The sequence below is a fragment of the Mycolicibacterium moriokaense genome (genome assembly GCF_010726085.1).
Classification (GTDB): Bacteria; Actinomycetota; Actinomycetes; order Mycobacteriales; family Mycobacteriaceae; genus Mycobacterium; species Mycobacterium moriokaense.
Genome location: NZ_AP022560.1, coordinates 5426758 through 5448813, shown reverse-complemented (window position 1 = coordinate 5448813; position 22056 = coordinate 5426758). Strand labels below are relative to the sequence as shown.

The 22056-nt window shown below is 66.3% G+C and carries 21 protein-coding genes and 1 pseudogene; 14 read left to right on the top strand and 8 right to left on the bottom strand.

What is annotated here, in order from left to right; all coding sequences use genetic code 11:
- The first annotated feature begins 166 nt into the window (after positions 1-166).
- The 10 genes from secY to G6N43_RS26530 all read left to right on the top strand — a co-directional run bounded on the left by secY (position 167) and on the right by G6N43_RS26530 (position 9308).
- Entirely contained in the window at positions 167-1504 is a 1338-nt protein-coding gene (secY, locus tag G6N43_RS26575; RefSeq protein ID WP_083155988.1) for a preprotein translocase subunit SecY, read from the top strand.
- On the top strand, positions 1501-2049 hold the full coding sequence (locus tag G6N43_RS26570; RefSeq protein ID WP_083155986.1) for an adenylate kinase: 549 nt from the start codon (positions 1501-1503) through the stop codon (positions 2047-2049). The genes secY and G6N43_RS26570 overlap by 4 nt, the downstream gene beginning before the upstream one ends.
- A 3-nt stretch (positions 2050-2052) precedes the next feature.
- The gene (gene map / locus G6N43_RS26565) at positions 2053-2856 is read left to right on the top strand and encodes a type I methionyl aminopeptidase (protein ID WP_165761895.1); all 804 of its coding nucleotides are present in this window, start codon (positions 2053-2055) and stop codon (positions 2854-2856) included.
- A 162-nt stretch (positions 2857-3018) separates the two neighbouring features.
- Positions 3019-3543 (top strand): sigma-70 family RNA polymerase sigma factor, encoded by a 525-nt coding sequence (locus tag G6N43_RS26560; protein WP_083156133.1) that lies wholly within the window; start codon positions 3019-3021, stop codon positions 3541-3543.
- The gene (locus tag G6N43_RS26555) at positions 3540-4268 is read left to right on the top strand and encodes an anti-sigma factor family protein (RefSeq protein WP_083155984.1); all 729 of its coding nucleotides are present in this window, start codon (positions 3540-3542) and stop codon (positions 4266-4268) included. Before G6N43_RS26560 ends, G6N43_RS26555 begins: the two co-directional genes overlap by 4 nt.
- 48 nt (positions 4269-4316) lie before the next feature.
- Positions 4317-6047, top strand: coding sequence for a thiamine pyrophosphate-binding protein (locus G6N43_RS26550; protein WP_083155982.1), 1731 nt, complete (start codon positions 4317-4319; stop codon positions 6045-6047).
- Positions 6028-6699: an SRPBCC family protein gene (locus G6N43_RS26545; protein WP_083155980.1), complete on the top strand. Its 672-nt coding sequence runs from the start codon at positions 6028-6030 to the stop codon at positions 6697-6699. The genes G6N43_RS26550 and G6N43_RS26545 overlap by 20 nt, the downstream gene beginning before the upstream one ends.
- 7 nt (positions 6700-6706) lie before the next feature.
- Entirely contained in the window at positions 6707-7717 is a 1011-nt protein-coding gene (locus G6N43_RS26540) for a 3-oxoacyl-ACP synthase III family protein (RefSeq protein WP_083155978.1), read from the top strand.
- Positions 7717-8751, top strand: a complete 1035-nt coding sequence (locus G6N43_RS26535) for a pyridoxal phosphate-dependent aminotransferase (protein ID WP_083155977.1) — start codon at positions 7717-7719, stop codon at positions 8749-8751. Before G6N43_RS26540 ends, G6N43_RS26535 begins: the two co-directional genes overlap by 1 nt.
- 44 nt (positions 8752-8795) lie before the next feature.
- Positions 8796-9308, top strand: a complete 513-nt coding sequence (locus G6N43_RS26530; RefSeq protein ID WP_083155975.1) for a MarR family winged helix-turn-helix transcriptional regulator — start codon at positions 8796-8798, stop codon at positions 9306-9308.
- A 48-nt stretch (positions 9309-9356) separates the two neighbouring features.
- Here the strand turns inward: G6N43_RS26530 and G6N43_RS26525 are convergent, their stop codons facing one another.
- Together G6N43_RS26525 and G6N43_RS26520 are read right to left on the bottom strand one after the other, a co-directional pair.
- Positions 9357-10589: a GAF domain-containing sensor histidine kinase gene (locus tag G6N43_RS26525; protein WP_083155973.1), complete on the bottom strand. Its 1233-nt coding sequence runs from the start codon at positions 10587-10589 to the stop codon at positions 9357-9359.
- On the bottom strand, positions 10586-11248 hold the full coding sequence (locus G6N43_RS26520; protein ID WP_083156131.1) for a response regulator: 663 nt from the start codon (positions 11246-11248) through the stop codon (positions 10586-10588). The genes G6N43_RS26525 and G6N43_RS26520 overlap by 4 nt, the downstream gene beginning before the upstream one ends.
- A gap of 116 nt (positions 11249-11364) precedes the next feature.
- Between G6N43_RS26520 and G6N43_RS26515 the strand changes: the two genes are divergently transcribed.
- From G6N43_RS26515 to G6N43_RS26500, 4 genes and pseudogenes are all read left to right on the top strand, one after another.
- Positions 11365-12168, top strand: a complete 804-nt coding sequence (locus G6N43_RS26515; protein ID WP_083156129.1) for an HAD family hydrolase — start codon at positions 11365-11367, stop codon at positions 12166-12168.
- A 97-nt stretch (positions 12169-12265) separates the two neighbouring features.
- Positions 12266-13504 (top strand): serine hydrolase domain-containing protein, encoded by a 1239-nt coding sequence (locus G6N43_RS26510; RefSeq protein ID WP_083155971.1) that lies wholly within the window; start codon positions 12266-12268, stop codon positions 13502-13504.
- A 13-nt stretch (positions 13505-13517) separates the two neighbouring features.
- On the top strand, positions 13518-14747 hold the full coding sequence (locus G6N43_RS26505) for a serine hydrolase domain-containing protein (protein ID WP_083155969.1): 1230 nt from the start codon (positions 13518-13520) through the stop codon (positions 14745-14747).
- A 106-nt stretch (positions 14748-14853) separates the two neighbouring features.
- A pseudogene (locus G6N43_RS26500) lies at positions 14854-15818 on the top strand (IS481 family transposase).
- Positions 15819-15862: 44 nt separating this feature from the next.
- Here G6N43_RS26500 and mmsB read toward each other — a convergent pair.
- From mmsB to rfbB, 6 genes are all read right to left on the bottom strand, one after another.
- Positions 15863-16738 carry a 3-hydroxyisobutyrate dehydrogenase gene (mmsB, locus tag G6N43_RS26495; protein ID WP_083157577.1) on the bottom strand — a complete coding sequence of 292 codons (876 nt, stop codon included), beginning with the start codon at positions 16736-16738 and terminating at the stop codon, positions 15863-15865.
- 10 nt (positions 16739-16748) lie between these two features.
- Positions 16749-17915 (bottom strand): isobutyryl-CoA dehydrogenase, encoded by a 1167-nt coding sequence (locus tag G6N43_RS26490; protein WP_083157578.1) that lies wholly within the window; start codon positions 17913-17915, stop codon positions 16749-16751.
- A gap of 12 nt (positions 17916-17927) precedes the next feature.
- Positions 17928-19445 (bottom strand): CoA-acylating methylmalonate-semialdehyde dehydrogenase, encoded by a 1518-nt coding sequence (locus G6N43_RS26485; RefSeq protein ID WP_083157580.1) that lies wholly within the window; start codon positions 19443-19445, stop codon positions 17928-17930.
- Between the two features lie 76 nt (positions 19446-19521).
- Positions 19522-20244: an enoyl-CoA hydratase/isomerase family protein gene (locus tag G6N43_RS26480; protein WP_083157581.1), complete on the bottom strand. Its 723-nt coding sequence runs from the start codon at positions 20242-20244 to the stop codon at positions 19522-19524.
- 178 nt (positions 20245-20422) lie between these two features.
- On the bottom strand, positions 20423-21022 hold the full coding sequence (gene rfbC / locus G6N43_RS26475) for a dTDP-4-dehydrorhamnose 3,5-epimerase (RefSeq protein WP_083157582.1): 600 nt from the start codon (positions 21020-21022) through the stop codon (positions 20423-20425).
- On the bottom strand, positions 21019-22005 hold the full coding sequence (gene rfbB, locus G6N43_RS26470) for a dTDP-glucose 4,6-dehydratase (RefSeq protein ID WP_083157584.1): 987 nt from the start codon (positions 22003-22005) through the stop codon (positions 21019-21021). Before rfbB ends, rfbC begins: the two co-directional genes overlap by 4 nt.
- Positions 22006-22056 lie beyond the last annotated feature (51 nt).

The following is a 22056-nucleotide window of genomic DNA, read 5'->3' as shown; positions in this document are numbered from 1 at the left end:
TGCAGGGCAAAGGAGCTGCAACTGTTAGTCTTCTAGACTGTTTGACACGTGACTTCGCAGGCTGTGCGCCTGACGGCGGTCCGCACCCAGACTTAACCAGAACTCGCTGGTCAGACCAGCCACATTTGCATGCCGCTAGAGACAGGTCGGCTGCGCAGGAGGAAGAGTGCTTTCGGCTTTCATCTCGTCACTGCGGACAGTGGACCTGAGGCGAAAAATCCTCTTCACCATCGGCATCGTCATCCTCTACCGCGTCGGTGCCTCGATCCCGTCGCCCGGCGTCAACTATCCGAACGTTCAACAGTGCATCGCAGAGGTCAGCGGAGGGGACTCGGGACAGGTCTATTCACTGATCAACCTGTTCTCCGGCGGGGCGCTGCTCCAGCTGTCGGTGTTCGCGGTCGGCATCATGCCCTACATCACCGCGAGCATCATCATCCAGCTGCTGACCGTCGTGATCCCACGGTTCGAGCAGCTGCGCAAGGAGGGTCAGTCCGGCCAGACCAAGATGACGCAGTACACGCGCTATCTGGCCATCGCCCTGGCGCTGCTGCAGTCCACCAGCATCATCGCGTTGGCGGCCAACGGCGGTCTGCTGCAGGGCTGCACGCTGGACATCATCCAGGGTCAGAGTGAGGGCCTGAACATCTTCACCCTCGTGGTGATGGTGCTGGTGATGACCGCGGGCGCCGCGCTGGTGATGTGGATGGGCGAGCTCGTCACCGAGCGGGGCATCGGCAACGGCATGTCGCTGATGATCTTCTCCAGCATCGCATCGGCTATCCCCGGCGAGGGCAAGTCCATCCTGGACGCCCGCGGTGGGCTCGTCTTCACCGCCGTCTGCGCAGCCACCCTGGCCATCGTCGTCGGCGTGGTGTTCGTGGAGCAGGGCCAGCGACGCATCCCGGTGCAGTACGCCAAGCGCATGGTCGGCCGACGTATGTATGGCGGCACATCGACCTACCTGCCGCTGAAGGTCAACCAGGCGGGCGTCATCCCCGTCATCTTCGCGTCGTCGCTGATCTATATCCCGCACCTGATCACCCAGCTCGTCACCAGCGGTAACCCGAACGCCGCCAACGGGTGGTGGGCGCGATTCGTCGCCGAGTACCTGACGAACCCGGCGGACCCGACCTACATCGCGATCTACTTCGCGCTGATCGTCTTCTTCACGTACTTCTATGTGTCGATCACGTTCAACCCCGACGAGCGTGCCGACGAGATGAAGAAGTTCGGCGGCTTCATCCCCGGCATCCGCCCGGGCAGGCCGACCGCCGACTACCTGCGATACGTGCTCAACCGGATCACCCTGCCGGGTTCGATCTACCTGGGCATCATCGCCGTCCTGCCGAACATGTTCCTGCAGATCGGTAACACCGGGTCCGTCCAGAACTTGCCGTTCGGCGGTACCGCGGTTCTGATCATGGTCGGTGTCGGCTTGGATACCGTCAAACAAATCGAGAGCCAGCTGATGCAACGTAACTACGAAGGGTTCCTGAAGTGAGAGTCGTTCTACTCGGACCGCCGGGGGCGGGCAAAGGCACCCAGGCGCAGAAGCTCTCCGAGAAGCTCGGCATCCCGCAGATCTCGACCGGGGACCTGTTCCGCAAGAACATCAGCGAAGGCACCGAGCTCGGGATCCAGGCCAAGCGTTACCTCGACGCCGGCGACCTGGTGCCCAGCAGCCTCACCAATGCGCTCGTCGAGGACCGGATCGAGCAGGAGGACGCGGCCGCCGGCTTCATCCTCGACGGCTATCCGCGCTCGGTCGAGCAGGCGAAGGCGCTCGACGAGATGCTGAAGAACCACAACACCAAGCTCGACGCCGTGCTGGAGTTCGCCGTCTCGGAGGAGGAGCTGTTCAAGCGGCTCAAGGCCCGTGGCCGCGCCGACGACACCGAGGACGTGATCCGCAACCGGATGCAGGTCTACCGCGACGAGACCGAGCCGCTGCTGGAGTACTACTCCCACAACAACCTGCAGACCGTCGACGCGGTCGGCGCGCTGGACGAGGTCTTCGCCCGGGCCCTGCGGGCGCTCGGAAAGTAAGCGATGGGCCTGCCAGGGCTGCGGAACCGCCGGACCGTCCCGCAGCGCACCCCCGGTGAACTCGACGCGATGGCCGCCGCAGGCGCGCTGGTCGCGTCCGCCCTGCAGGCCGTCCGCAACGCCGCCGTTCCCGGTGTGTCCACGCTCGAGCTGGACCAGATCGCGGAGTCGGTGATCCGCGACGGCGGCGGCATCCCGTCGTTCCTCGGCTACCACGGCTTCCCGGCCAGCATCTGCTCGTCGGTCAATGAGCGTGTGGTGCATGGGATCCCCTCCGCGAGTGAAATCCTGGCGGCCGGCGATCTGGTGTCCATCGACTGCGGCGCGATCCTCGACGGCTGGCACGGCGACTCGGCGGTCACCTTCGGCATCGGTGCGCTGATCCCCGTCGACGATGCGCTGTCGGCGGCCACCCGCGAGGCCATGGAGGCCGGCATCGCCGCGATGGTGCCCGGCAACCGGCTCACCGATGTGTCACACGCGATCGAGGTCGGGACGCACGCCGCCGAGAAGCGGTACGACCGCAGGTTCGGAATCGTCGCGGGCTACGGCGGCCACGGCATCGGCCGCGAGATGCACATGGACCCCTTCCTGCCCAATGAGGGCGTGCCGGGACGCGGTCCCCACCTGGCTCCGGGCTCCGTGTTGGCCATCGAGCCGATGCTCACCCTCGGCACTACGAAGACGGTCGTTCTCGAGGATCAGTGGACCGTCGTGACCGCCGACGGCTCCCGCGCCGCGCATTGGGAGCACACCGTGGCCGTCACGGACGACGGACCGCGAATCCTGACCCTCCTCGCTGACTAGGGCCGCGCTCCGGCGAAATAGCATTCCGGGCTGCGAGCAGCGTCATTTCACGACCCGGAACTCTATTTCGGGGCATTCTTGAGCTGCGACGCGTCGCTTCACCACCCGCCGTGAGTGAACCAGATGAGCTGCAACCTCGTATTACCAACGGAGGTTGAAAATTTGGACGACCCGGCGACCGCGGAAGGGCAGGTCATGCGGGTGCTCTATCAGGAGCACGCCGCTGCGCTTTGGCGCTATGCCGTGCGACTCACCGGGGATACAGCTCGGGCGGAGGATGTCGTGCAGGAGACGCTTCTGCGTGCGTGGCGTCACCCCGAGGTGACTGACGACACCGAGAGATCCGCGCGGGGGTGGTTGTTCACCGTGGCGCGTAACCTTGTCATCGACGACCGACGAAGCGCGAGGTTCCGCAGCGAATCGGGCACTCCCGACATGGAACAAGCGGCGGACCGCGCAGGGCCCGACGAGGTGGAGACGGCGCTGGACCGCATGTTGCTCACTGAGGCCATGGCCCAGCTGTCCGAGGACCACCGCGCGGTCATCAGCCGCGCGTACTACCAGGGCGCCACCACCGCCCAGATCGCTGCCGACCTGCAGATCGCCGAGGGCACCGTGAAGTCACGGCTGCACTACGGCATGCGGGCCTTGCGGCTCACGTTGCAGGAGATGGGGGTGACACGATGACACGCTTGGGGCTGGCCCAAGGCGGTGAAGGCTTGAACGACGACCGCTATGCGACTTGGGACGCCGCCTACGTGCTCGGCTCCTTGACCGAGGAGGACCGCCGCGAATACGAGGCACACCTACCGACATGTGCGCGCTGCCGCGCCGCCGTCGCGGAGCTGAGTGATATCCCGCCGCTGCTCGCCACCCTCGACACCGCGGATGTCGCGGCGATCGACGGCGAGCAGTCGCAGCCGCCGCCGCACATGCTGGATTCGTTGCTGACTCGCGTGCAGGCACAACGCAGACGCTCGCGCTGGATGACCACCGCCGCGCTCGCCGTCGCGGCCGCCGTCGTGGCCATCGCGCTGGTGGTCGGGATCCGACCGCAGAGTTTCGGGCTGCAGCAGAGCGATGATCAGCCGGCCGCCGCGGCGATGGAAATGACGAAGGTGTCCGATACGCCGATCAACGCGACCATCAGCATGACCGGTTACGGCTGGGGCACCCGCATCGACATGGCATGCACGTACGGGGATTGGGGCCGACGCGACGCACCGCCGCAGAACCTCGGCATGGTCGTCGTCGGTCGCGATGGAAGCCAGAGTCAGGTTGCGACGTGGCTCGGCTTGTCAGGCGCGACGGCGTTGCCGAGCGGCAACACGCCGCTTCCGATGGATCAAATCGCTGCTGTGCAACTGGTTTCGCCCGATTCCGGACAAGTGCTGCTGGAAAAGAAGCTGTGATTCGAGACACCGGGTGAACCGAATCGGCTAGCCAATCGTGTCCTGTATATGGGCAGGCATCGGGTAGTCGACCACATCGTCGGCACTCTCGCGGGGATCGGCGTCGATTACATATTCGGCGTCGACGGCGCCAACATCGAAGACCTTTACGACGCTGCGTATTACCGCGCCGACATCACCGCCGTACTGGCAAAGCACGAGTTCTCCGCTGCGACAATGGCCGACGGCTACAGCCGCAGCGGATCTGGACTCGGTGTGATCGCCGCGACATCGGGTGGTGGATGCCTCAACACCGTGCCCGGTCTCGGTGAGGCCTTCGCGAGCCGAGTTCCCGTGCTGGCGCTCATCGGACAGGCGCCGACGTCTCTCGACGGACGGGGTGCGTTCCAGGACACCAGTGGCCTGAACGGTTCACTGGACGCCCACGCGCTGTTTTCGGCGGTGTCGGTGTACTGCAGGCGGGTAACGGCACCCGAGGACATCCTGACGGCGCTACCGGAAGCGATTGCCGCGGCACGCACGGGTGGACCGGCAGTCCTGTTGCTGCCCAAGGATATTCAGCGGGCAACCCTCACGGCGGTGAACGGATCTGCCGTGTCGACCAACCATCGCGATCGCTACACCGGCAATCCGCATCCGATCGCGCGTGCGCTGCGCCGCGTCGACGGGCCCGTGACGATCATCGCCGGTGAACAAGTCGTCCGTGACGACGCCCGCGCGGAACTCGAGCGACTGCGGTCGCTGTTACGGGCGCGCGTGGCATGCGTTCCCGACGCGAAGGACGCTGCGGGCACACCGGGGATGGGCTCATCGTCGGCACTCGGCGTGACCGGCGTGATGGGGCATCCGGGTATCGCGGACGCGATCGCCGAAAGCGCACTGTGCCTTGTGGTCGGCACCAGGTTGTCGGTGACGGCCCGCGCGGGATTGGACGACGCGCTGCGGTCGACGCAGGTCTACTCGATCGGCGCCGAGACGCCGTATCTGCCGTGCACGCATGTGCACACCAAGGATCTGCGTGGTTCGCTGGCGTCGCTCACCGCAGCGTTGACGGGTCATGGCCGCCCGGCCCGCATTCGCGTACCGGATTCGATGCTGCACTCCGAGCTGCACCCGCCAGCCCACGAGGGGCCGGGGATTCGGTACCGCGATGCGCTGACGGTGCTCGACCGGATGCTGCCCGACGCCGTCGACGTCGTCGTCGACGCCGGCAACATCGGCGCGTCTGCGATACATCATCTTCCGGCGCGCCGCGGCGGCCGTTTCGTCGTCGCACTGGGCATGGGTGGAATGGGGTACAGCTTCGGTGCCGGTATCGGCATGGCGTTCGGCCGTGCCGCCGACACCGGAGGCCGCACCGTCGTCATCGCCGGGGACGGCTCGTTCTACATGCACGGTATGGAGATCCATACGGCGGTGCAGTACCGGCTCCCGATCACGTTCCTGCTGTTCGACAACCACGCGCACGCGATGTGCGTGACCCGCGAGCAGGTGTTCTACGGCGATCACTACAGCTACAACCGATTCGGGCCGAGCCGGCTGGGCGCCGGGCTGGCCGCGATGTTCCCGGGACTGCGTTCCCTCGACGTTGCCGACCCCAGCGAGCTGCCCGATGCGCTGGCCGCCGCACTCGACGTCGATGGTCCCTCGGTTATCAGCATCGAGTGCTCCCCAGACGAGGTCCCGCCATTCGCAGCCTTTCTCGGCAACTCTGCCGATGCAGTCAGTCAACCAAGCACCACACAGAAGGAGCACGTCAATGTCGTTGCCCGCACTTGAGGACATCACCGTCCACCGCGGAACCGCCGATCCGATCGACGGGGTGATCCGCGTCGAGACGTCGCCGAGAGAGACGGCGACGCCGATCATCATGGAGATGATGCGATCGGTGTATCCGCACGACGAGGTGTTCGGAACCTATTGCACCGTAAACGATTACATCGACTGTCCACCCGATGAGTTGTTCGACTACATGGCCGACACCCGCTGCCTCGAGGAGTGGACCTACAGCCTCCGTGGCTTCGAGCCCACCGAGGAGCCCGGCCTGTGGGTCGCCTACGACAAACTCGGCGGCGAGACCGGCAGCCCGATATTCACCCGCACCGTGGCGAACAAAGAGGCCCGCACGGTGGACTACCACTGCGCGTGGGATCAGGGCAAGCACCTCTGGATGATCTATCTGATGCGCATCGTCGACGCCCAGCTGGTGTTCGACAAGCCCGGTTCCGTGGTGCTGTGGACGAACTGCCACCACCCGTTCTACGACAACAACCCCTACCCGGAGACCGCCCCGGCGCAGCGACCGGTCTGGGTCGGTGACTTCTGGGACATGTTCGGACCTGGACACCTGCTGGAGCTGAAGAACCTCAAGGCAATCGCCGAATACCGCTACCGCAACGGGCTTTCCACCACCCCGGACTGGATGAAGTGAGGACGCAATGACCGTCAGTCTGATAGATGTGTCGACTTATCTGCCCGGGGAGCCGATCAGCGCGGAGTACTACGCGCAGTTCGCCGAGTCAGATGACCTGAGGGACAACGTGATGTTCCGGGCGCCGAAGTTCCGCCACCATGTCGCCGAGGACGAGACGGCCATCGACATGGTCGAGCGCGCGGCGGCCGGTTTGATCGAACGCCACGGCCACGACGCAATAGCGGGTGCCGACATCCTCATCACGCACGCCCAGATGCCTGACATCCCGTTCTACGGTGGCGGCGGTGGAACCGCGCATCGGCTTGGCATGAAACCGAATTGGGTGCTCGATCTGCACAACGGAGGATGCGCGGCGTTCGTGCTCGGACTGAAGGTGGCACGCACCCTGATCGAGTCGGGCGAAGGGCACACCGCGCTGATCGCGATCGCTTCGAACGCGGCCGGGCAGGCGTTCAACCAGCCGACGGTGCGGCGCAAGGCGCAGGCGGCGGTGCCCGGCGACGGTGCCGCGGTGGGGCTGGTGACTCTGTCCGACGAGTCACCGATCCTCGACATCGAATGCCGTACGTACGGCGAGTACGCCGGCGATATGACCATTGCGGTCGATCCGCCGCGCAAGTGGTGGCAACCCGGTACGGGCGAGGCGTCGATCGGATTCACCGAAAGCAAGATCACCAAGGTGCTGGCCCGGGGTAACCGTCAGGTGCCCGAGGTGTCGTACGCCGTCTGCGATCGGATCGGGGTGAAGCCAAAGGATCTCGACCTGTTGGTCACCAACCAGCCGAACCGGGCGTTCCTGCGCAACTGGCGCGAGGCGTTGGAGCTTCCGCCGGAGCGGCACCGTGACACATTCGACGAGTGCGGGAACATGTTCGCCGCGGGGATACCGGTCAACCTCGACCGCGCCATCACCGACGGCCAGCTGAAGAAGGGCGACGTCGTGATGATGTCGGCCTTCGCTCACGCCGGAGACTTCGCGGGGGCCGCCGCCGTGCGGTGGGGAGGTCGTGGCTGATGGCCAGCCCGAATCATGCCGTGACGGAAGCCGCGGTCAGCGCTCTACCCAGTGCGGTGAACTCAATGGCGCTGTCTCTCAACGAGAATCCGTTCGCACCGCTGCCCAGCGTGCGATCCGCGCTGATCTCCGCGATCGATGCGGGCAACCGGTATCCGGAGTTCCTGCCGGAGCGGCTTCGCGCACTGATCGCCGACCACATCGGGGTCAGCGCCGACCAGGTCGTCATCGGCGTCGGCGCCACGGGCGTCATCATGCAGGTGCTGAGCGCCCTCACGAGCCCGGGCGATCGGATCGTGATGACGTATCCGACGTTCGACGGCTATCCGATCTTCGCCCAGATGGCCCGGTTGGAGTCGGTGACCGTACCTCTCGACAAGCACGGGCACCACGACCTCGACGCGATGGCCGACGCCGCCGCGAACGCCGAAGTGGTGGTGGTGTGCCGGCCGCACAACCCGACGGGCACCGTCGAGTCGTCGGCCGATATCGAGCGGTTCCTCGACAGCGTCCCGTCGGACACCGTCGTGCTGCTGGACGAGGCGTATGTGGAGTTCCTGTCGCCGCACCACCGGATCGACACACCCGCGCTCATCGCGCGGTATCCGAATGTCGTGGCGGTGCGGACCTTCTCGAAGGCCTACGGGTTGGCCGGGCTGCGCGTCGGTTACGGCTTCTGTGCCCCCGAGTTGGCCCGCAGGATGTGGACCATGCAGCTGCCATTCGGCATCGCCATCACCGGGCTGGTCGCGGTTGCCGCGTCCTACGATGCGGAAAGCGAGCTGCAGCAACGTATCCGGATGATCACCGCCGAACGTCGCTACCTGCGCATGCGATTGCGGGCGATGGGTGTCTACAGCACCGACGCACACGCCAACTTCGTCTATCTGCCGTCGTGGGGTCGGCAGTGGCGGGAGGTGTTCGAAGGGACCGAATTGCAAGTCCGCGGCTACGCCGACGGGGGAGTGCGCATCACGGTCGGCAGCCGACAGTCGACCCGCGCGGTGTTGGACGCGGTGGCCGCCGCGCTCTGACCGGTACTGGATCCCGAGGGCGGGCATGTGCGGTATGAAGAGGCGTGCCCTCCCAACCGTCGTGGCCGCGCAAGCGCGATCCCATCGCGTTGGCGCGCGAGAACTGGGAGCGCTTCGGCTGGGGTGATGTGGCCGACGGCATGGTCGCGGTCACGTCGGTGATGCGGGCGCACCAGATTCTGCTGGCCCGGGTTGAGAACGCGCTGCGACCCTATGACCTCAGTTTTTCCCGCTTCGAGTTGCTGCGGTTGTTGGCGTTCACCCGCGACGGGGCGCTACCGATCACCAAGGCGTCCGACCGCCTGCAGGTCCACGTCACCAGCGTCACGCACGCCATTCGGCGACTGGAGGCCGACGGCCTGGTGGAGCGCATCCCGCATCCGACGGACGGGCGCACCACTCTCGTGCGGATCACCGAACTCGGCCGGTCGACGGTCGAGGACGCCACCGTCACGCTCAACAACGAGGTCTTCGCCGACATAGGGATGTCCGAGCGCGAGTCCAGGGCGCTCGCCGAGTCGATCGAGACGCTGCGCCGCAACGCCGGCGATTTCTAGGGATTTGTGTGCGTTCGCGAGCGCTCACCGCTCCTGAATGCACACAAATCACTGGAGTTGGGGCGGCAGCGGGATCGTCGCCGTGACGGCGGTGCCCGAGCCGGGGCGGGACCGGATGTTGAGCCGGCCGCCGACGATCTCGGCGCGTTCAGCCATCGACAGCAGGCCGTAACCGCCCATCTCGTCGCTGCCCAGCGGATGCTCAAAGGTGTCGAAACCGACTCCGTCGTCGATGATTTCGAGGCGCGCGACACTGCCGTTGTCCGTCGCGTCGACGGCGAAGGTGAGCCGCGCGGACTTGGCTTTCGCGTGCTTGACGACGTTCTGCAGGCACTCCTGCGCGATCCGGTACAACGCGAGCTCGATGTGGTCGGGCACGCGGGCCTCCACCAGATCGACCTCGATGCCGATCTGCGGGATGGACCGCGCCAGGCTGGCCAGCCCACCCGCGAGGCCGAGGTCGTCGAGCACCGGGGGCCGCAGCCCGCTGATCGCCGCGCGCGCCTCCTGCAACGTCAGATCGACCAGTTCGCGCGCCTTCTCCAGCTGTTCGGCGGCAGCGGTCGGATCGTCGGACACCGAGCGGCTGGCCGCGTCGAGCCGGTACGACAGCGTGATCAGCCGCTGCGAGATGCCGTCATGAATATCGCCCGCCAGCCGCCGCCGCTCGATCTCCTGGGCCTCGATGACCTGCTCGACGAAGTTCTCGTGTGCCCGTTCGCGGGCCACCAGCTGCCGGTGCAGCCGAGCCTGATGCAGCGCGCCTGCGATCAGCCTGCCGATCACCAACAGAAGTTCGACGTCCCGTGCGGTGAACTCGCGCCGCTCGACGGTGTGGATGTTCAGCACGCCCACCAGGCCGCCCGGGTCGGTCTCCATAGGCACCGACACCATCGACGTGAAGTCGCGGCCGCGCAGCGACTGGAAGGGCATGTAGCGGGGATCGCTCTCCTTGTCCTCGGTGATGATGACGGGCTCGCGGTGGCTGGCGACCCATCCGGAAATGCCCTGTCCCAACGGGAGGCGGATCTTGCCGATCTCGGCGTCGAACGGAGGCGTGGCCCCCGCGAGCGTCAGTGACCGGTCGCTGTCGTCGAGGACGTGCACGAAGCAGACGTCGCTGGCGGTGGCGGCGGTGATCATTCGTGCCGCGGCGGCGGCCAGCGGTTCGACGCCGGGCCCCGACGACGCGGCCTGGATCAACTCGCGCAGCAGGGCGAGTTCGCGGTCGGCGTCGACGAGGTCGTGGACCGCGTTGGGCGGCCGGGGCTGCCATGTCATTGGTAGATGCCCTCCCGCAGCGCCGTGGCCACCGCGCCTGTTCGGTCGGTGACGCCGAGCTTGCGGTAGATGGAGCTCAGGTGCGTCTTGACGGTCTCCTCGCCGATCACCAGCTTCCCTGCGATGGCCCGGTTGGACAGACCGTTCACCACATACGACAGGATCTCGCTCTCGCGTTGGGTCAACCCCTGCCGCGCACCGGGCCAGAACTCGTCGCGCTGGATCCGCGCAGCGGTGTCGACCGCCCTGGCTGCCATGCTCGGGTCGATCGCGGTTTCCCCGCGATGGACGAACTCGAGCTGTCGGACCAGCTCGTCGCTGGTGATGCTCTTCAGGAGGTATCCCGACGCGCCGACGCGCAGGGCCTGGAAGAGGTACTGCTCGTCGTCGTACACCGACAGCATCACGACCTTGCGCTCCGGATTGCGTTCACGAAGTTCCATGCACAGGTCCAGGCCGCTTGAGCCGTGCATCCGCACGTCTGACAGCACGATGTCGGGATCGAGTTCGTCGACGACGCCGACCGCCCGCTCGGCGCCGATCGCCTGCCCGACCACCTCCACGCGGTTGCGGAAGGCGGCGAGCATGGCTTTGAGACCTTCGATGACCATCTCGTGGTCGTCGACCAGGACAAGCCGCACCGGAGCGCCGGATGTCATGTTCACCACCTTATGACCTGGTGTTTTCTAGTGTTTTCCATGGGTAGGAGAAGTTGGCATCGCCGATCCCCCAAATGGGGGAGGTAGGGGGCTGTGATGTGGGCCACCCTATCTGCATGCCGACAACGCAAGAGACGACTTGGCGCGCCGGCCGCTTCTGGTGGGATTCCGCCTCGCCCGCCGGAGCCCGATGTCCGCTTCGGGCGGTGATCTTCGACCTCGATGCGCTGACGGACATCGAATGCGACGGTCACCGAGTGGCGTACAACGCGGCGTTCGCCGCCCATGGACTCGACCTCAGCTGGTCCGTGACGCGCTACCGGCAGCTGCTTGCGCTCACCGATGAGCGCCAACGCGTCGCCGCCGAACTGCGCAAGCGCGGCGTGGCGACCGAGTCCGATGTGCTGACGAAGCTGCTCGCCGACGACATCTACAACACCAAGACCATGTTGTTCGACGAGCTCATCCTTGAGCGCGATCTCGCTCCGCGTCCCGGCCTCGCCGACTTCGTGATGGAGGCGTTCGCGGCCGGACTGCAGGTGGCCGTCGTGACGAGTGGTCATCGGAGCTGGGCGGAGCCGCTGGTCCGCCAGCTGGTCGGTGAGGGCATCGTCGAGACTGCGGTGACCGTCGAGGACGTCAAGCAGACGATGCCCAACCCGGAGTCTCATCGCCTCGCGCTCGGTGAGCTCGGGATCGCCGCGGAGAACGCGCTCGCGATCAGCGGGTCGGCCTGCGGATTGCGGGCGGCCACCGGGGCGGGCCTCGCGACCGTCGTCATTACCGGGGAGGGCGCCCCTGACATCCCGGCGGCGGTGAGTGTGCGTCCGGACTTCGGCGGCGATTCGCCGCTTCACGTCGCCGATTGCCAACGGATGCACGGTCGTTGGTGGGTGACGCACAAGCCGTCCGCCGCTTAGCCGGAATCACCACCTTTGCAGCGTCTGCGCAGATAAAATTCGCGCGCACGGCGGTGTGTCATTGGCTGAGTCCGCCGCGCAGGCGGTGAACTAGGTCATGGCTTCCAAAATCAGCGTCTCGCCCGAGGTCGTATGCGGTGACGTCGATGAGGGCTACGGGAAAGTCGCCGACGCATTCCGACTCAACCTCTCCAGCGGTGCGGAGGTGGGCGCCGCGGTCGCGGTCTACCGCGACGGGCGCAAGGTCGTCGACCTCTGGGGCGGATTCCGCAACGGCGACACCCGAGCCCCGTGGACGAAGGACACCCTCGTCAACACGTTCTCGACGACGAAAGGTGTTGCGGCCCTGACGGTCGCGCTGGCCGTCTCGCGTGGGCTGTTGGACTACGACGCCAGGGTGGCCGACTACTGGCCGGAGTTCGCTCAGGGCGGCAAGGAGGCCGTCACGGTGCGACAACTGCTGGGCCACCAGGCCGGGCTGCCGGTGATCAAGCCGCTGGTGACCCTCGGCGAAATCGCCGTGCCCGAGAAGCTGTCGCAGCGGCTGGCGGCTCAGGTCCCCGCGTGGCGGCCGGGCACCCGGCACGGGTACCACGGCGTGACGCTGGGCTGGTACGCCTCCGAACTCATCCGGCATGTCGACCCGCAGCGGCGCACCCTCGGCCGGTATTTCGCCGACGAGATCGCAGGGCCACTCGGGCTGGACTTCCACATCGGATTGCCCGCCGATGTCGACCGTGACCGGGTGGCGCATCTCCACGTGCCCTCTCAGCTCGCGACACTGCTGCATCTGCACGTGCTGCCGCCCCGACTGGCGGCCGCCTGGTTCATTCCGATGACGTTGACCGCGCAGGCGGGTGTCGCGTTCGAAGGGGCCACCGGGCTTTCGACGTTCAATCGCGAAGACGTGCGCGTCGTCGAGATCCCCGCCGCCAACGGAACAGGCACCGCCGAGTCCGTGGCCAGGCTCTACGGTGCTGCCGCCATCGGTGGCGCCGAGATCGGGTTGACGCCGCAGGTCTTCGATGCGTTGACGGCACCCCCCGTGCACCCGACGAAAGGCTTGCGCGACAAGGTCTTACATGTGGACACGTTGTTCTCCCTCGGTTTCGGCAGGCCCATCCCCAGAAATCCGAAGTACGTCATCGGATCGTCGGAGCGGGCGTTCGGAGCGCCCGGCGCGGGCGGTTCGGTCGGCTTCGCCGATCCCGACACCGGCGTCGGCTTCGCCTATGTGATGAACAGGCTCGGATTCCACCTGATCAGCGATCCCCGAGGACTGCGCCTGCGCCAGGCACTGTTCCGCGACATCCTGGGGACTCGGCCCCAATCCTGAGAAAGGCCACACCATGGTCCGACCGCCCCACACCCCGACAGATCTCATCGGAGGGGAGGTCGACGCCGGTTACGGTCAGGTCGCCGACGTGTTCCGTCGCAACTTCAGCAGCGGTCAGGAGATCGGGGCGGCTCTGGCGGTCTACCGCGACGGCCGCAAGGTCATCGACCTGTGGGGCGGGTACCGCAACGGACACACTCACACCCCGTGGGAGAGGGACACCATCGTCAACGTGTTCTCAACCACGAAAGGTGTTGCGTCAATTGCCGTTGCGGTCGCTGCGTCCCGAGGCCTGCTCGATTACGACGCCAAGGTGGCCGACTATTGGCCGGAGTTCGCCCAGGGCGGGAAGGGCGCGATCACCGTCCGCCAGCTGTTCAGCCACCAGGCCGGGCTCGTCGCGATCGCGCCGCCCCTGTCGCTTGCCGACATCGCCGACCCGGACAAACTTGCGGGGCGAATCGAGGCGCAGGTACCCGCGTGGGAGCCGGGCACTCGATTCGGCTATCACGCGGTGACGCTCGGGTGGTATCAGTCCGCGCTCATCCGCAAGGTGGACCCACAGGGGCGCACGGTAGGCCGGTTCTTCGCCGACGAGATCGCCGGGCCGCTCGATCTGGATTTCTACATCGGGCTACCGGAGCGGGTCGACCGTACCCGGGTGGCACTCCTGGAGCCCGTCACCCGACGCGAAATGCTGCTGCATCTCCACACGATGCCCCCGTTGTTCGTGGCGGGGCTGTTCAACCCGAAGAGTCTGATCGCCCGCGCGTTCCTGGTGACGGAGGGAATCAAGGAGGCGGGCGACTTCAACCGCGACGAGTTGCGGATCCCGGAGATACCGTCGGTCAACGGGACGGGCACCGCCAGATCGATCGCCAAGCTCTACTCGAGCGCGGCCACCGGCGACCCAAAGCTGGGCCTGAGCCAATCCGTCCGCGACGCCTTGGAAGGTCCCGCCGTGCCGGCCACGCGCGGCTCACGCGACAGGATCATGCACCTGGACTCGTCGTTCTCGCTGGGGTTCGGCAAGCCCACATCGAAGTTCGTATTCGGTTCCACGGACCGGGCTTACGGATGGCCGGGTCTGGGTGGCTCGTTCGGGTTCGCCGATCCGAACACCGGTATCGGCTACGGCTACGTGATGAACAAGCTCGGATACCACGCCTTCAGCGACCCCAGAGAGCTCGCGTTGCGTCAGGCGTTGTTCCACGACGTGCTCGGGTGCCACCCGCAGCGCTAGCTGTTCTCGGTCATGACGTTGGTAGCAGGCGTGTTGGCTTGATGTGAGGAGAACCTCCGGGTGAGGTGTGGCTTGTCGAAGGCCCATCACCACCCCGGAGGTTCTCGTGTCCCACCGTAATGCCCGCACCACGCTGCACGGCCGAATGCTGATCGTGCAGCGCCACCAGCAAGGGTGGCCGCAGGCCCATATCGCCGCGGCGATGGGCATCTCCCGCAAATGCGTCCACACCTGGATCAGCCGTTATGCCGCTGAAGGTGAGGCCGGACTGCATGACCGGTCCTCACGACCGCACCACAGCCCCTCGCGGACCTCGGCGCGGGTGGAGCGCCAAGTGATCGCCGCGCGGCGCAAACATCGTCGGGGCCAGGACTGGCTGGGTCCTGAACTGGGCATTGCGCCCCGGACCGTGGGACGGATTCTGCGCCGTCGCGCTGTGCCCTACCTGCGTGACTGCGATCCGATGACCGGTGCGGTGATCAAGTCGTCGAAGGCCACGACACGACGCTATGAGCGACAACGGCCTGGCGAGCTGGTGCATGTCGATGTCAAAAAAGCTCGGTCGTATCCCCGACGGGGGGTGGGTGGCGCGCTCACGGGCGTAGTGAACAGGTCCGCAGGCGCGGTATCGGGTATGACTACGTGCACTCGATGGTCGATGACCACAGCCGGCTGGCGTACTCAGAGATCCATGCCGATGAGAAAGGTCCGACGTGTGCCGGGTTCATTGCTCGGGCGGCGCAATACTTTCAATCGCAGGGCATTTCGCGTATCGAGCGCGTGATCACCGACAACCATCTGAGCTATCGGCGCTCGGCCCACGTCGCTGCCGTCATCGACCAACTGCACGCCAAACACCTGTTCATCAAGCCGCACTGCCCATGGCAGAACGGCAAGGTGGAACGCTATAACCGCACCCTGCAAAGCGAATGGTCCTATCGCCGGGTGTTCGCCTCCAACGCAGACCGCGCCCGAGCACTTGCGCCCTGGGTCGAGTTCTACAACACTCAACGCCGCCACAGCGCACTCGACGGGGTACCACCCATCAGCCGACTGCAACCAACGTCATGACCGAGAACAGCTAGCCCGCGTCAGATGCACAGTGGGGCAGGGGATCAGCCGTTGCGGATCAGTTCGATGACCGCGCTGAAGTCCTTGTCAGCGTTCTCTTCGTTGAACTTCGTGTAGATCTCCGCGGCATGAGAGCCGAGCGGCGCCGACGCACCGGTCGATTTCACGGCGTCCATCGCGAGGCTGATGTCCTTGGTCATCAACGCGGTGGCGAAGCCCGGCTTGAAATCGTTGTTGGCCGGTGACGTCGGAACCGGGCCCGGCACAGGGCAATTGGTGTGGATCGCCCAGCAGTTACCCGTCGCACCGGTGATCACGTCGAACAGCGACTGCGCGGACAGACCCAGTTTCTCGGCCAGCACAAAGGCCTCGCCAGCGACGATCTGCTGCACCGCCAGCACCATGTTGTTGCACAGTTTGGCGGCCTGCCCGGTGCCGGAGTCGCCGCAGTGAATGATCTTGCCCGCCAGCGGTTCCAGGATCGGCCGAGCCCGCTCCACCGCGTCGGCCTCGCCGCCGACCATGAACGCCAGCGTGCCTGCGACCGCGCCCTTCACCCCACCGGAGACCGGGGCGTCCAGCTGGGCGTGGCCCTGCTCGAGTGCCTGGGCGTGAATGGCGCGCGCGTCGTCGACCGAGATCGTGGAGGTGTCGATGAACAGCGTCCCCTTCGCGGCCGCGGGCAGCGCCTCGGCGTACACCGCCTTCACGACGTTGCCGTTGGGCAGCGACGTGATGACGACCTCGGCCCCCGAAACCGCTTCGGCCCCACTGTCGAAGACCTGCGCACCCTTCTCGGCGGCCGCGTCCTTGAGTGCGGCGACGGGGTCGAAGCCCCGCACGGTGTGGCCCGCCGCGACGAGGTTCGCCGCCATCGGCCCGCCCATGTGGCCCAACCCCAAGAACGCGACCGTGCTCATTTACTCTCCCTTACGCCGACGCGCGGGCCCGGGCCGCCTCGGCCCGACCGATGACCACACGCATGATTTCGTTGGTGCCCTCCAGTATTCGGTGCACCCGCAGATCCCGGACGATCTTCTCCAGGCCGTACTCGCGCAGATAGCCGTATCCGCCATGCAGCTGCAGCGCCTGGTCCGCCACGTCGAAGCAGGCGTCGGTGACGTATCGCTTGGCCATCGCGCACAGCTCGACCTTCTCCGGATGGTTCTCGTCGAGCGCGGATGCCGCCCGCCACAACAGCGTTCGTGAGGTTTCCAGCGCCGTCGCCATATCCGCGAGCGTGAACCTGATCGTCGGTTCGTCGAGCAGTGCACCGCCGAAGGCCTGCCGGTCCGCCACGTAGCTGCGTGCCTTGTCGTGTGCGGCCTGTGCGCCGCCCAGCGAGCACGCGGCGATGTTGATGCGGCCGCCGTTGAGCCCGTTCATCGCGATGCCGAAACCGCTGCCCTCACCCTCGACGCCGCCCAGCATCGCGTCGGCCGGAACGCGTACACCCTCGAAGATCACCTGTGCGGTGGGCTGGGCGTTCCAGCCCATCTTCACTTCCTGTGCACCGAAACTCAGTCCCGGCGTGCCCTTTTCGACGAGGAACGCCGATATGCCGCGCGGGCCGTCGCCACCGGTGCGCGCCATCACCACATACACGTCGGACGATCCGGCGCCCGAGATGAACTGTTTGACGCCGTCGAGCACATAGTCGCTCCCGGTGCGGACCGCCTTGGTCCGCAACGCCGCCGCATCCGATCCGGCGCCCGGTTCGGTCAGGCAGTAACTCGCGATGGCCTCCATGGAGGCCAGCCGCGGCAACCATGACTTGCGTTGCTCCTCGGTGCCATACGTGTCGACCATCCACGCGCACATGTTATGGATCGACAGGAACGACGCGATCGTGGGATCGGCCATCGCCAGCAGCTCGAAGATCCGCACGGCGTCCAGCCGACGCAGCTCGCTGCCCCCGACGTCCTCCCGGCAGTAGATCGCGGCCATCCCGAGCTCGGCGGCCTCGCGCAATACGTCGACGGGGAAGTGGTGGGTTTCGTCCCACTCCAATGCGTATGGCGCGAGCCGCTTTTCGGCGAACGCGGCCGCCGTCTCGGCGATCACGCGTTCGTCGTCGTCGAGCCCGAACAAGTCCATCGAATCCCAGCTCTACTTCATGGTGGGGATGACGAACTCGGCGCCGTGGCTACCCGCGGGCCAACGCTGCGTCACCGTCTTGGTCTTCGTGTAGAACAGGATCGAGTGCGGACCGTGCTGGTTGAGGTCGCCGAAGCCGGACCGCTTCCAACCGCCGAACGTGTGATAGGACACCGGCACCGGGATCGGCACGTTGACGCCGACCATGCCGACCTGCACGCGGGACACGAAGTCGCGGGCGGTGTCGCCGTCGCGTGTGAAGATCGCGACGCCGTTGCCGTACTCGTGCTCGGTGGGCAGTCGCAGCGCCTCTTCGTAGTCCTTGGCGCGCACGATGCACAGCACCGGGCCGAAGATCTCGTCGGTGTAGATCGACATGTCGGGCGTGACATGGTCGAACAGCGTGGGGCCGATGAAGTAGCCGCCCTCGAGATTCGCATCGCCGAACTGGAGGTCGTCGCTGGCGCGTTCGCGGCCGTCCACGACGATCTCGGCGCCTGCCTCGACGCCCTGGTTGATGTAGTCCTTGACGCGTGCAAGCGCGGCCTCGGTCACCAACGGTCCGTAGTCGGCCTTCGGGTCGAGGCTGTGGCCGACGCGCAGGCCGTTGACGCGCTCAACGAGCCTGGCGCGCAACCTGTCTGCGGTCTGCTCGCCGACCGGTACGGCGACGCTGATCGCCATGCAGCGCTCACCCGCGCTGCCGTAGCCCGCGCCGATCAGCGCGTCGACCGCGTTGTCCAGATCGGCGTCCGGCATCACGATCATGTGGTTCTTCGCACCGCCGAAGCATTGTGCCCGCTTGCCGTTGGCGGCCGCGTTGCCGTAGATGTACTGCGCGATGTCGGAGCTGCCGACGAAGCCGACGGCCTTGATGTCCGGATGCTCGAGGATGGCGTCGACGGCCTCCTTGTCGCCGTGCACCACCTGGAACACGCCCGGCGGCAGGCCGGCCTCGAGGAACAGTTCGGCCAACCGGACCGGCACCGACGGGTCGCGCTCCGACGGCTTGAGGACGAAGGCGTTGCCGCACGCCAGCGCGGGACCGGCCTTCCACAGCGGGATCATCGCGGGGAAGTTGAACGGGGTGATGCCTGCGACCACGCCGAGCGGCTGGCGCATCGAGTAGACGTCGATGCCGGTGCCCGCGCCCTCGGTGTACTCACCCTTGATCAGATGCGGGATGCCGATCGCGAACTCGATGACCTCGATGCCACGCTGGATGTCGCCCTTGGAGTCGGCGACGGTCTTGCCGTGTTCGAGGGAGAGCGTCTCGGCGAGTTCGTCGACATTGGCGTTGACCAGCTCGATGAACTTCATCAACACCCGCGCGCGGCGCTGCGGGTTGAAGGCCGCCCACTCCTTCTGCGCCTCGGCGGCGCCGGCGACCGCGGCATCGACGTCGGCCCGCGACGCCATCGGCACCTTGGCCTGCACCTCACCGGTGCTGGGGTTCATCACGTCGCCGGTGCGGGCGGACTCCCCGGTCGTGCGCTTGCCGTTGATGAAATGCGAAATCTGTGTGGTCATGATCGTGTCCCTCGCTGATAGATACTTGGATATCCTAGTAATGGCGGGATGGCGTGCGCAAGACGCCTCTTGTCCATCATCCGCTGCTGGGGTCGGAGCCGAGTGCGCCGAGGAGGAACTCGTCGAAAACGCGGTCGTGCTCGACCTTGAACGCCTCGTCGAAGGTGACCCCCGCGCTGGAGACCAGGTACCGCTTGGTCGCCTCAAGCGCCGGCTGCGGAGCCTCGGCGATCACCCGGGCGGTGGCTTTGGCTTCGTCCAGAAGGCGATCGGGGTCGGCGATCCGATTGACCAATCCCAGCCGATGCGCTTCTGCGCTGTCGATGCGCCGACCCGTCAGGCACAGTTCCCGCGCGATGCCCGCGCCGACGATCCACTGCAGCGGTGTGAACAATGGCGGAGCCCCGAACTTGATCTCGGGATGCGCGAACTCCGCCGTCGGTACGGCGATGCGCAGGTCGCACAACAGGGCGAGGTCGAAGCCGCCGCCGAACGCTGCACCGTTGACGGCCGCGATCACCGGCTTGGCGAAACTCCACACTGCGAGGTGGTAGCGGCGTGAACTGTCGCGGATGGTGCGGGCGAGATCGGGCTGCGCGAACTCCGTGAGATCGAACCCCGCGCAGAACGTCGTACCCGTGCCCGTGAGGACGACGACGCGCACGCGCTCATCGGACGCCCACGCCTCGAGTGTGTCGGAGATGGCGTCGCGCATCGCGATCGACAGCGCGTTGCGTCGCCGCTCGTTGTCGAGTCGCAGGACCGCGATGCCATCGGAATCGATGTCGGTCGCCAGCATCCTCTAAAGCTAGTGCGGCCCGCCTCCTCGCCGAAACTGTCCCCAGCTTCGCTATCTCCGCCCGACGACATCGACGATCGGATTAGCGCCGGTTGTAACCACATGGCGGGAATTCGGCCGCGATCGCACCATGGCGTTACGCCCGCCGCGATCTCTCAGCTGACTCGACTAGAAGAAGTCAGCGGCGGCCCGCGATGAAAGCCTGGGTCTCTTCCCACGTCGGCAGCAGCCCGGCCGCCTCGACTTCCGCCAACGTCGGCGCCGCACGGTCCCGATCCGACAGCAGGGGCCCGCCGTCGAACTCCGGCCAGACGATGCCGAGCGCGGGATCGAGCGCATTGATCGTGTGCTCCCGCTGCGGGTTGTATGGCGCCGAGCACAGGTACATGACAGTCGAATTGTCTTCCAGCGCAAAGAAAGCGTGGCCCAGACCCTCGGAGATGTAGATGGACCGCCGGTCGCGGTCGTCGAGAATCACCGAGTCCCACTGTCCGAACGTCGGCGACCCGACCCGGATGTCGACGACCACATCGAGCACCTTGCCGTGCGGGCAACCGACGTACTTCGCCTGGCTCGGCGGCACCTCGGCGAAGTGCAAACCTCGCAGCGTGCCCGCCGCCGACACCGAACAGTTCGCCTGATGCAGATCGAACCGATGCCCCGCGAACTCGGTGAACTCGGCATCCTTGAACCACTCGAAGAACCCGCCGCGCGAATCGGCGTGCACCTGCGGGGTGAGCTCCCATGCACCGGGAACCTTGAGCTCGCGGAACGTCACTGGCCCCGCCCCGCGTATCCGGCCTCGACGCTCTCCTTCAACGGCGCCCACCACGCTTCGTTGGCGCGATACCACTCGATGGTGTCGCGCAACCCGTCCTCGAAGTCGGTGTGTGCGGGGCTCCAGCCCAACTCGTCGCGCAGGACCGACGCGTCGATCGCATACCGCAGATCGTGGCCTGCGCGGTCGGTGACGTGGTCGAAGTCGTCGGGATCGCGATCCATCAACCGCAGGATCGTGCGCAGCACGGTGAGGTTGTCCCGCTCGCCGTTGGCGCCGATCAGATACGTGCGCCCGATCTTTCCGTCCGTGAGAATGCGCGTCACCGCGCTGTTGTGGTCCTCCACATGGATCCAGTCGCGCACGTTGGCCCCGGCGCCGTAGAGCTTCGGCCGTCGCCCGGTCAGCACATTGGTGATCTGGCGCGGGATGAACTTCTCGACGTGTTGATACGGCCCGTAGTTGTTGGAGCAGTTCGAAATCGTCGCGCGCACACCGTAGGAGCGCACCCATGCGCGCACCAGCATGTCGGCGGCGGCCTTCGTCGACGAGTACGGGCTCGACGGGTTGTACGACGTCGCCTCGGTGAAGCGCTCTGGGCTGCCCAACTCGAGATCGCCGTACACCTCGTCGGTGGAGATGTGGTGCAGCCGAACGTCGTGGGCCCGCACCGCCTCCAGGATCGTGAACGTGCCGATGACGTTGGCGTGCAGGAAGGGCTCCGGCCCGGACAGCGAGTTGTCGACGTGGGTCTCGGCGGCGAAGTGCACGACGGCGTCGGCATCTGCGACCAGTTTGTTGACCAAGTCGGCATCGGTGATGTCGCCCTCGATCAGTTGGATCTTGTCCTCGACCGGGGTCAGCGACTCCTTGCTGCCCGCGTAGGTGAGCGCGTCGAGGACCGTCACCTCGTGCTCGCTCACAGCCTTGTGCACGAAGTTGGCGCCGATGAACCCCGCGCCGCCAGTGACCAGCAACCGCATGGCCAAACCCTAGTCGAGGATCGCCTGAGGCCGGCATCCACCTTGGATTTG

What these genes read in the sequence shown, in the direction of transcription:
- G6N43_RS26525 (WP_083155973.1), bottom strand. Translation starts at nt 10,589, where the DNA reads ATGACATGGCAGCCCCGGCCGCCCAACGCGGTCCACGACCTCGTCGAC.
- rfbB (WP_083157584.1), bottom strand. Translation starts at nt 22,005, where the DNA reads ATGCGGTTGCTGGTCACTGGCGGCGCGGGGTTCATCGGCGCCAACTTC.
- G6N43_RS26480 (WP_083157581.1), bottom strand. Translation starts at nt 20,244, where the DNA reads ATGCTGGCGACCGACATCGATTCCGATGGCATCGCGGTCCTGCGACTC.
- G6N43_RS26515 (WP_083156129.1), top strand. Translation starts at nt 11,365, where the DNA reads ATGCCGACAACGCAAGAGACGACTTGGCGCGCCGGCCGCTTCTGGTGG.
- G6N43_RS26505 (WP_083155969.1), top strand. Translation starts at nt 13,518, where the DNA reads ATGGTCCGACCGCCCCACACCCCGACAGATCTCATCGGAGGGGAGGTC.
- G6N43_RS26510 (WP_083155971.1), top strand. Translation starts at nt 12,266, where the DNA reads ATGGCTTCCAAAATCAGCGTCTCGCCCGAGGTCGTATGCGGTGACGTC.
- G6N43_RS26520 (WP_083156131.1), bottom strand. Translation starts at nt 11,248, where the DNA reads ATGACATCCGGCGCTCCGGTGCGGCTTGTCCTGGTCGACGACCACGAG.
- G6N43_RS26485 (WP_083157580.1), bottom strand. Translation starts at nt 19,445, where the DNA reads ATGACCACACAGATTTCGCATTTCATCAACGGCAAGCGCACGACCGGG.
- G6N43_RS26535 (WP_083155977.1), top strand. Translation starts at nt 7,717, where the DNA reads ATGGCCAGCCCGAATCATGCCGTGACGGAAGCCGCGGTCAGCGCTCTA.
- G6N43_RS26545 (WP_083155980.1), top strand. Translation starts at nt 6,028, where the DNA reads ATGTCGTTGCCCGCACTTGAGGACATCACCGTCCACCGCGGAACCGCC.
- G6N43_RS26550 (WP_083155982.1), top strand. Translation starts at nt 4,317, where the DNA reads ATGGGCAGGCATCGGGTAGTCGACCACATCGTCGGCACTCTCGCGGGG.
- map (WP_165761895.1), top strand. Translation starts at nt 2,053, where the DNA reads ATGGGCCTGCCAGGGCTGCGGAACCGCCGGACCGTCCCGCAGCGCACC.
- G6N43_RS26555 (WP_083155984.1), top strand. Translation starts at nt 3,540, where the DNA reads ATGACACGCTTGGGGCTGGCCCAAGGCGGTGAAGGCTTGAACGACGAC.
- G6N43_RS26490 (WP_083157578.1), bottom strand. Translation starts at nt 17,915, where the DNA reads ATGGACTTGTTCGGGCTCGACGACGACGAACGCGTGATCGCCGAGACG.
- G6N43_RS26540 (WP_083155978.1), top strand. Translation starts at nt 6,707, where the DNA reads ATGACCGTCAGTCTGATAGATGTGTCGACTTATCTGCCCGGGGAGCCG.
- mmsB (WP_083157577.1), bottom strand. Translation starts at nt 16,738, where the DNA reads ATGAGCACGGTCGCGTTCTTGGGGTTGGGCCACATGGGCGGGCCGATG.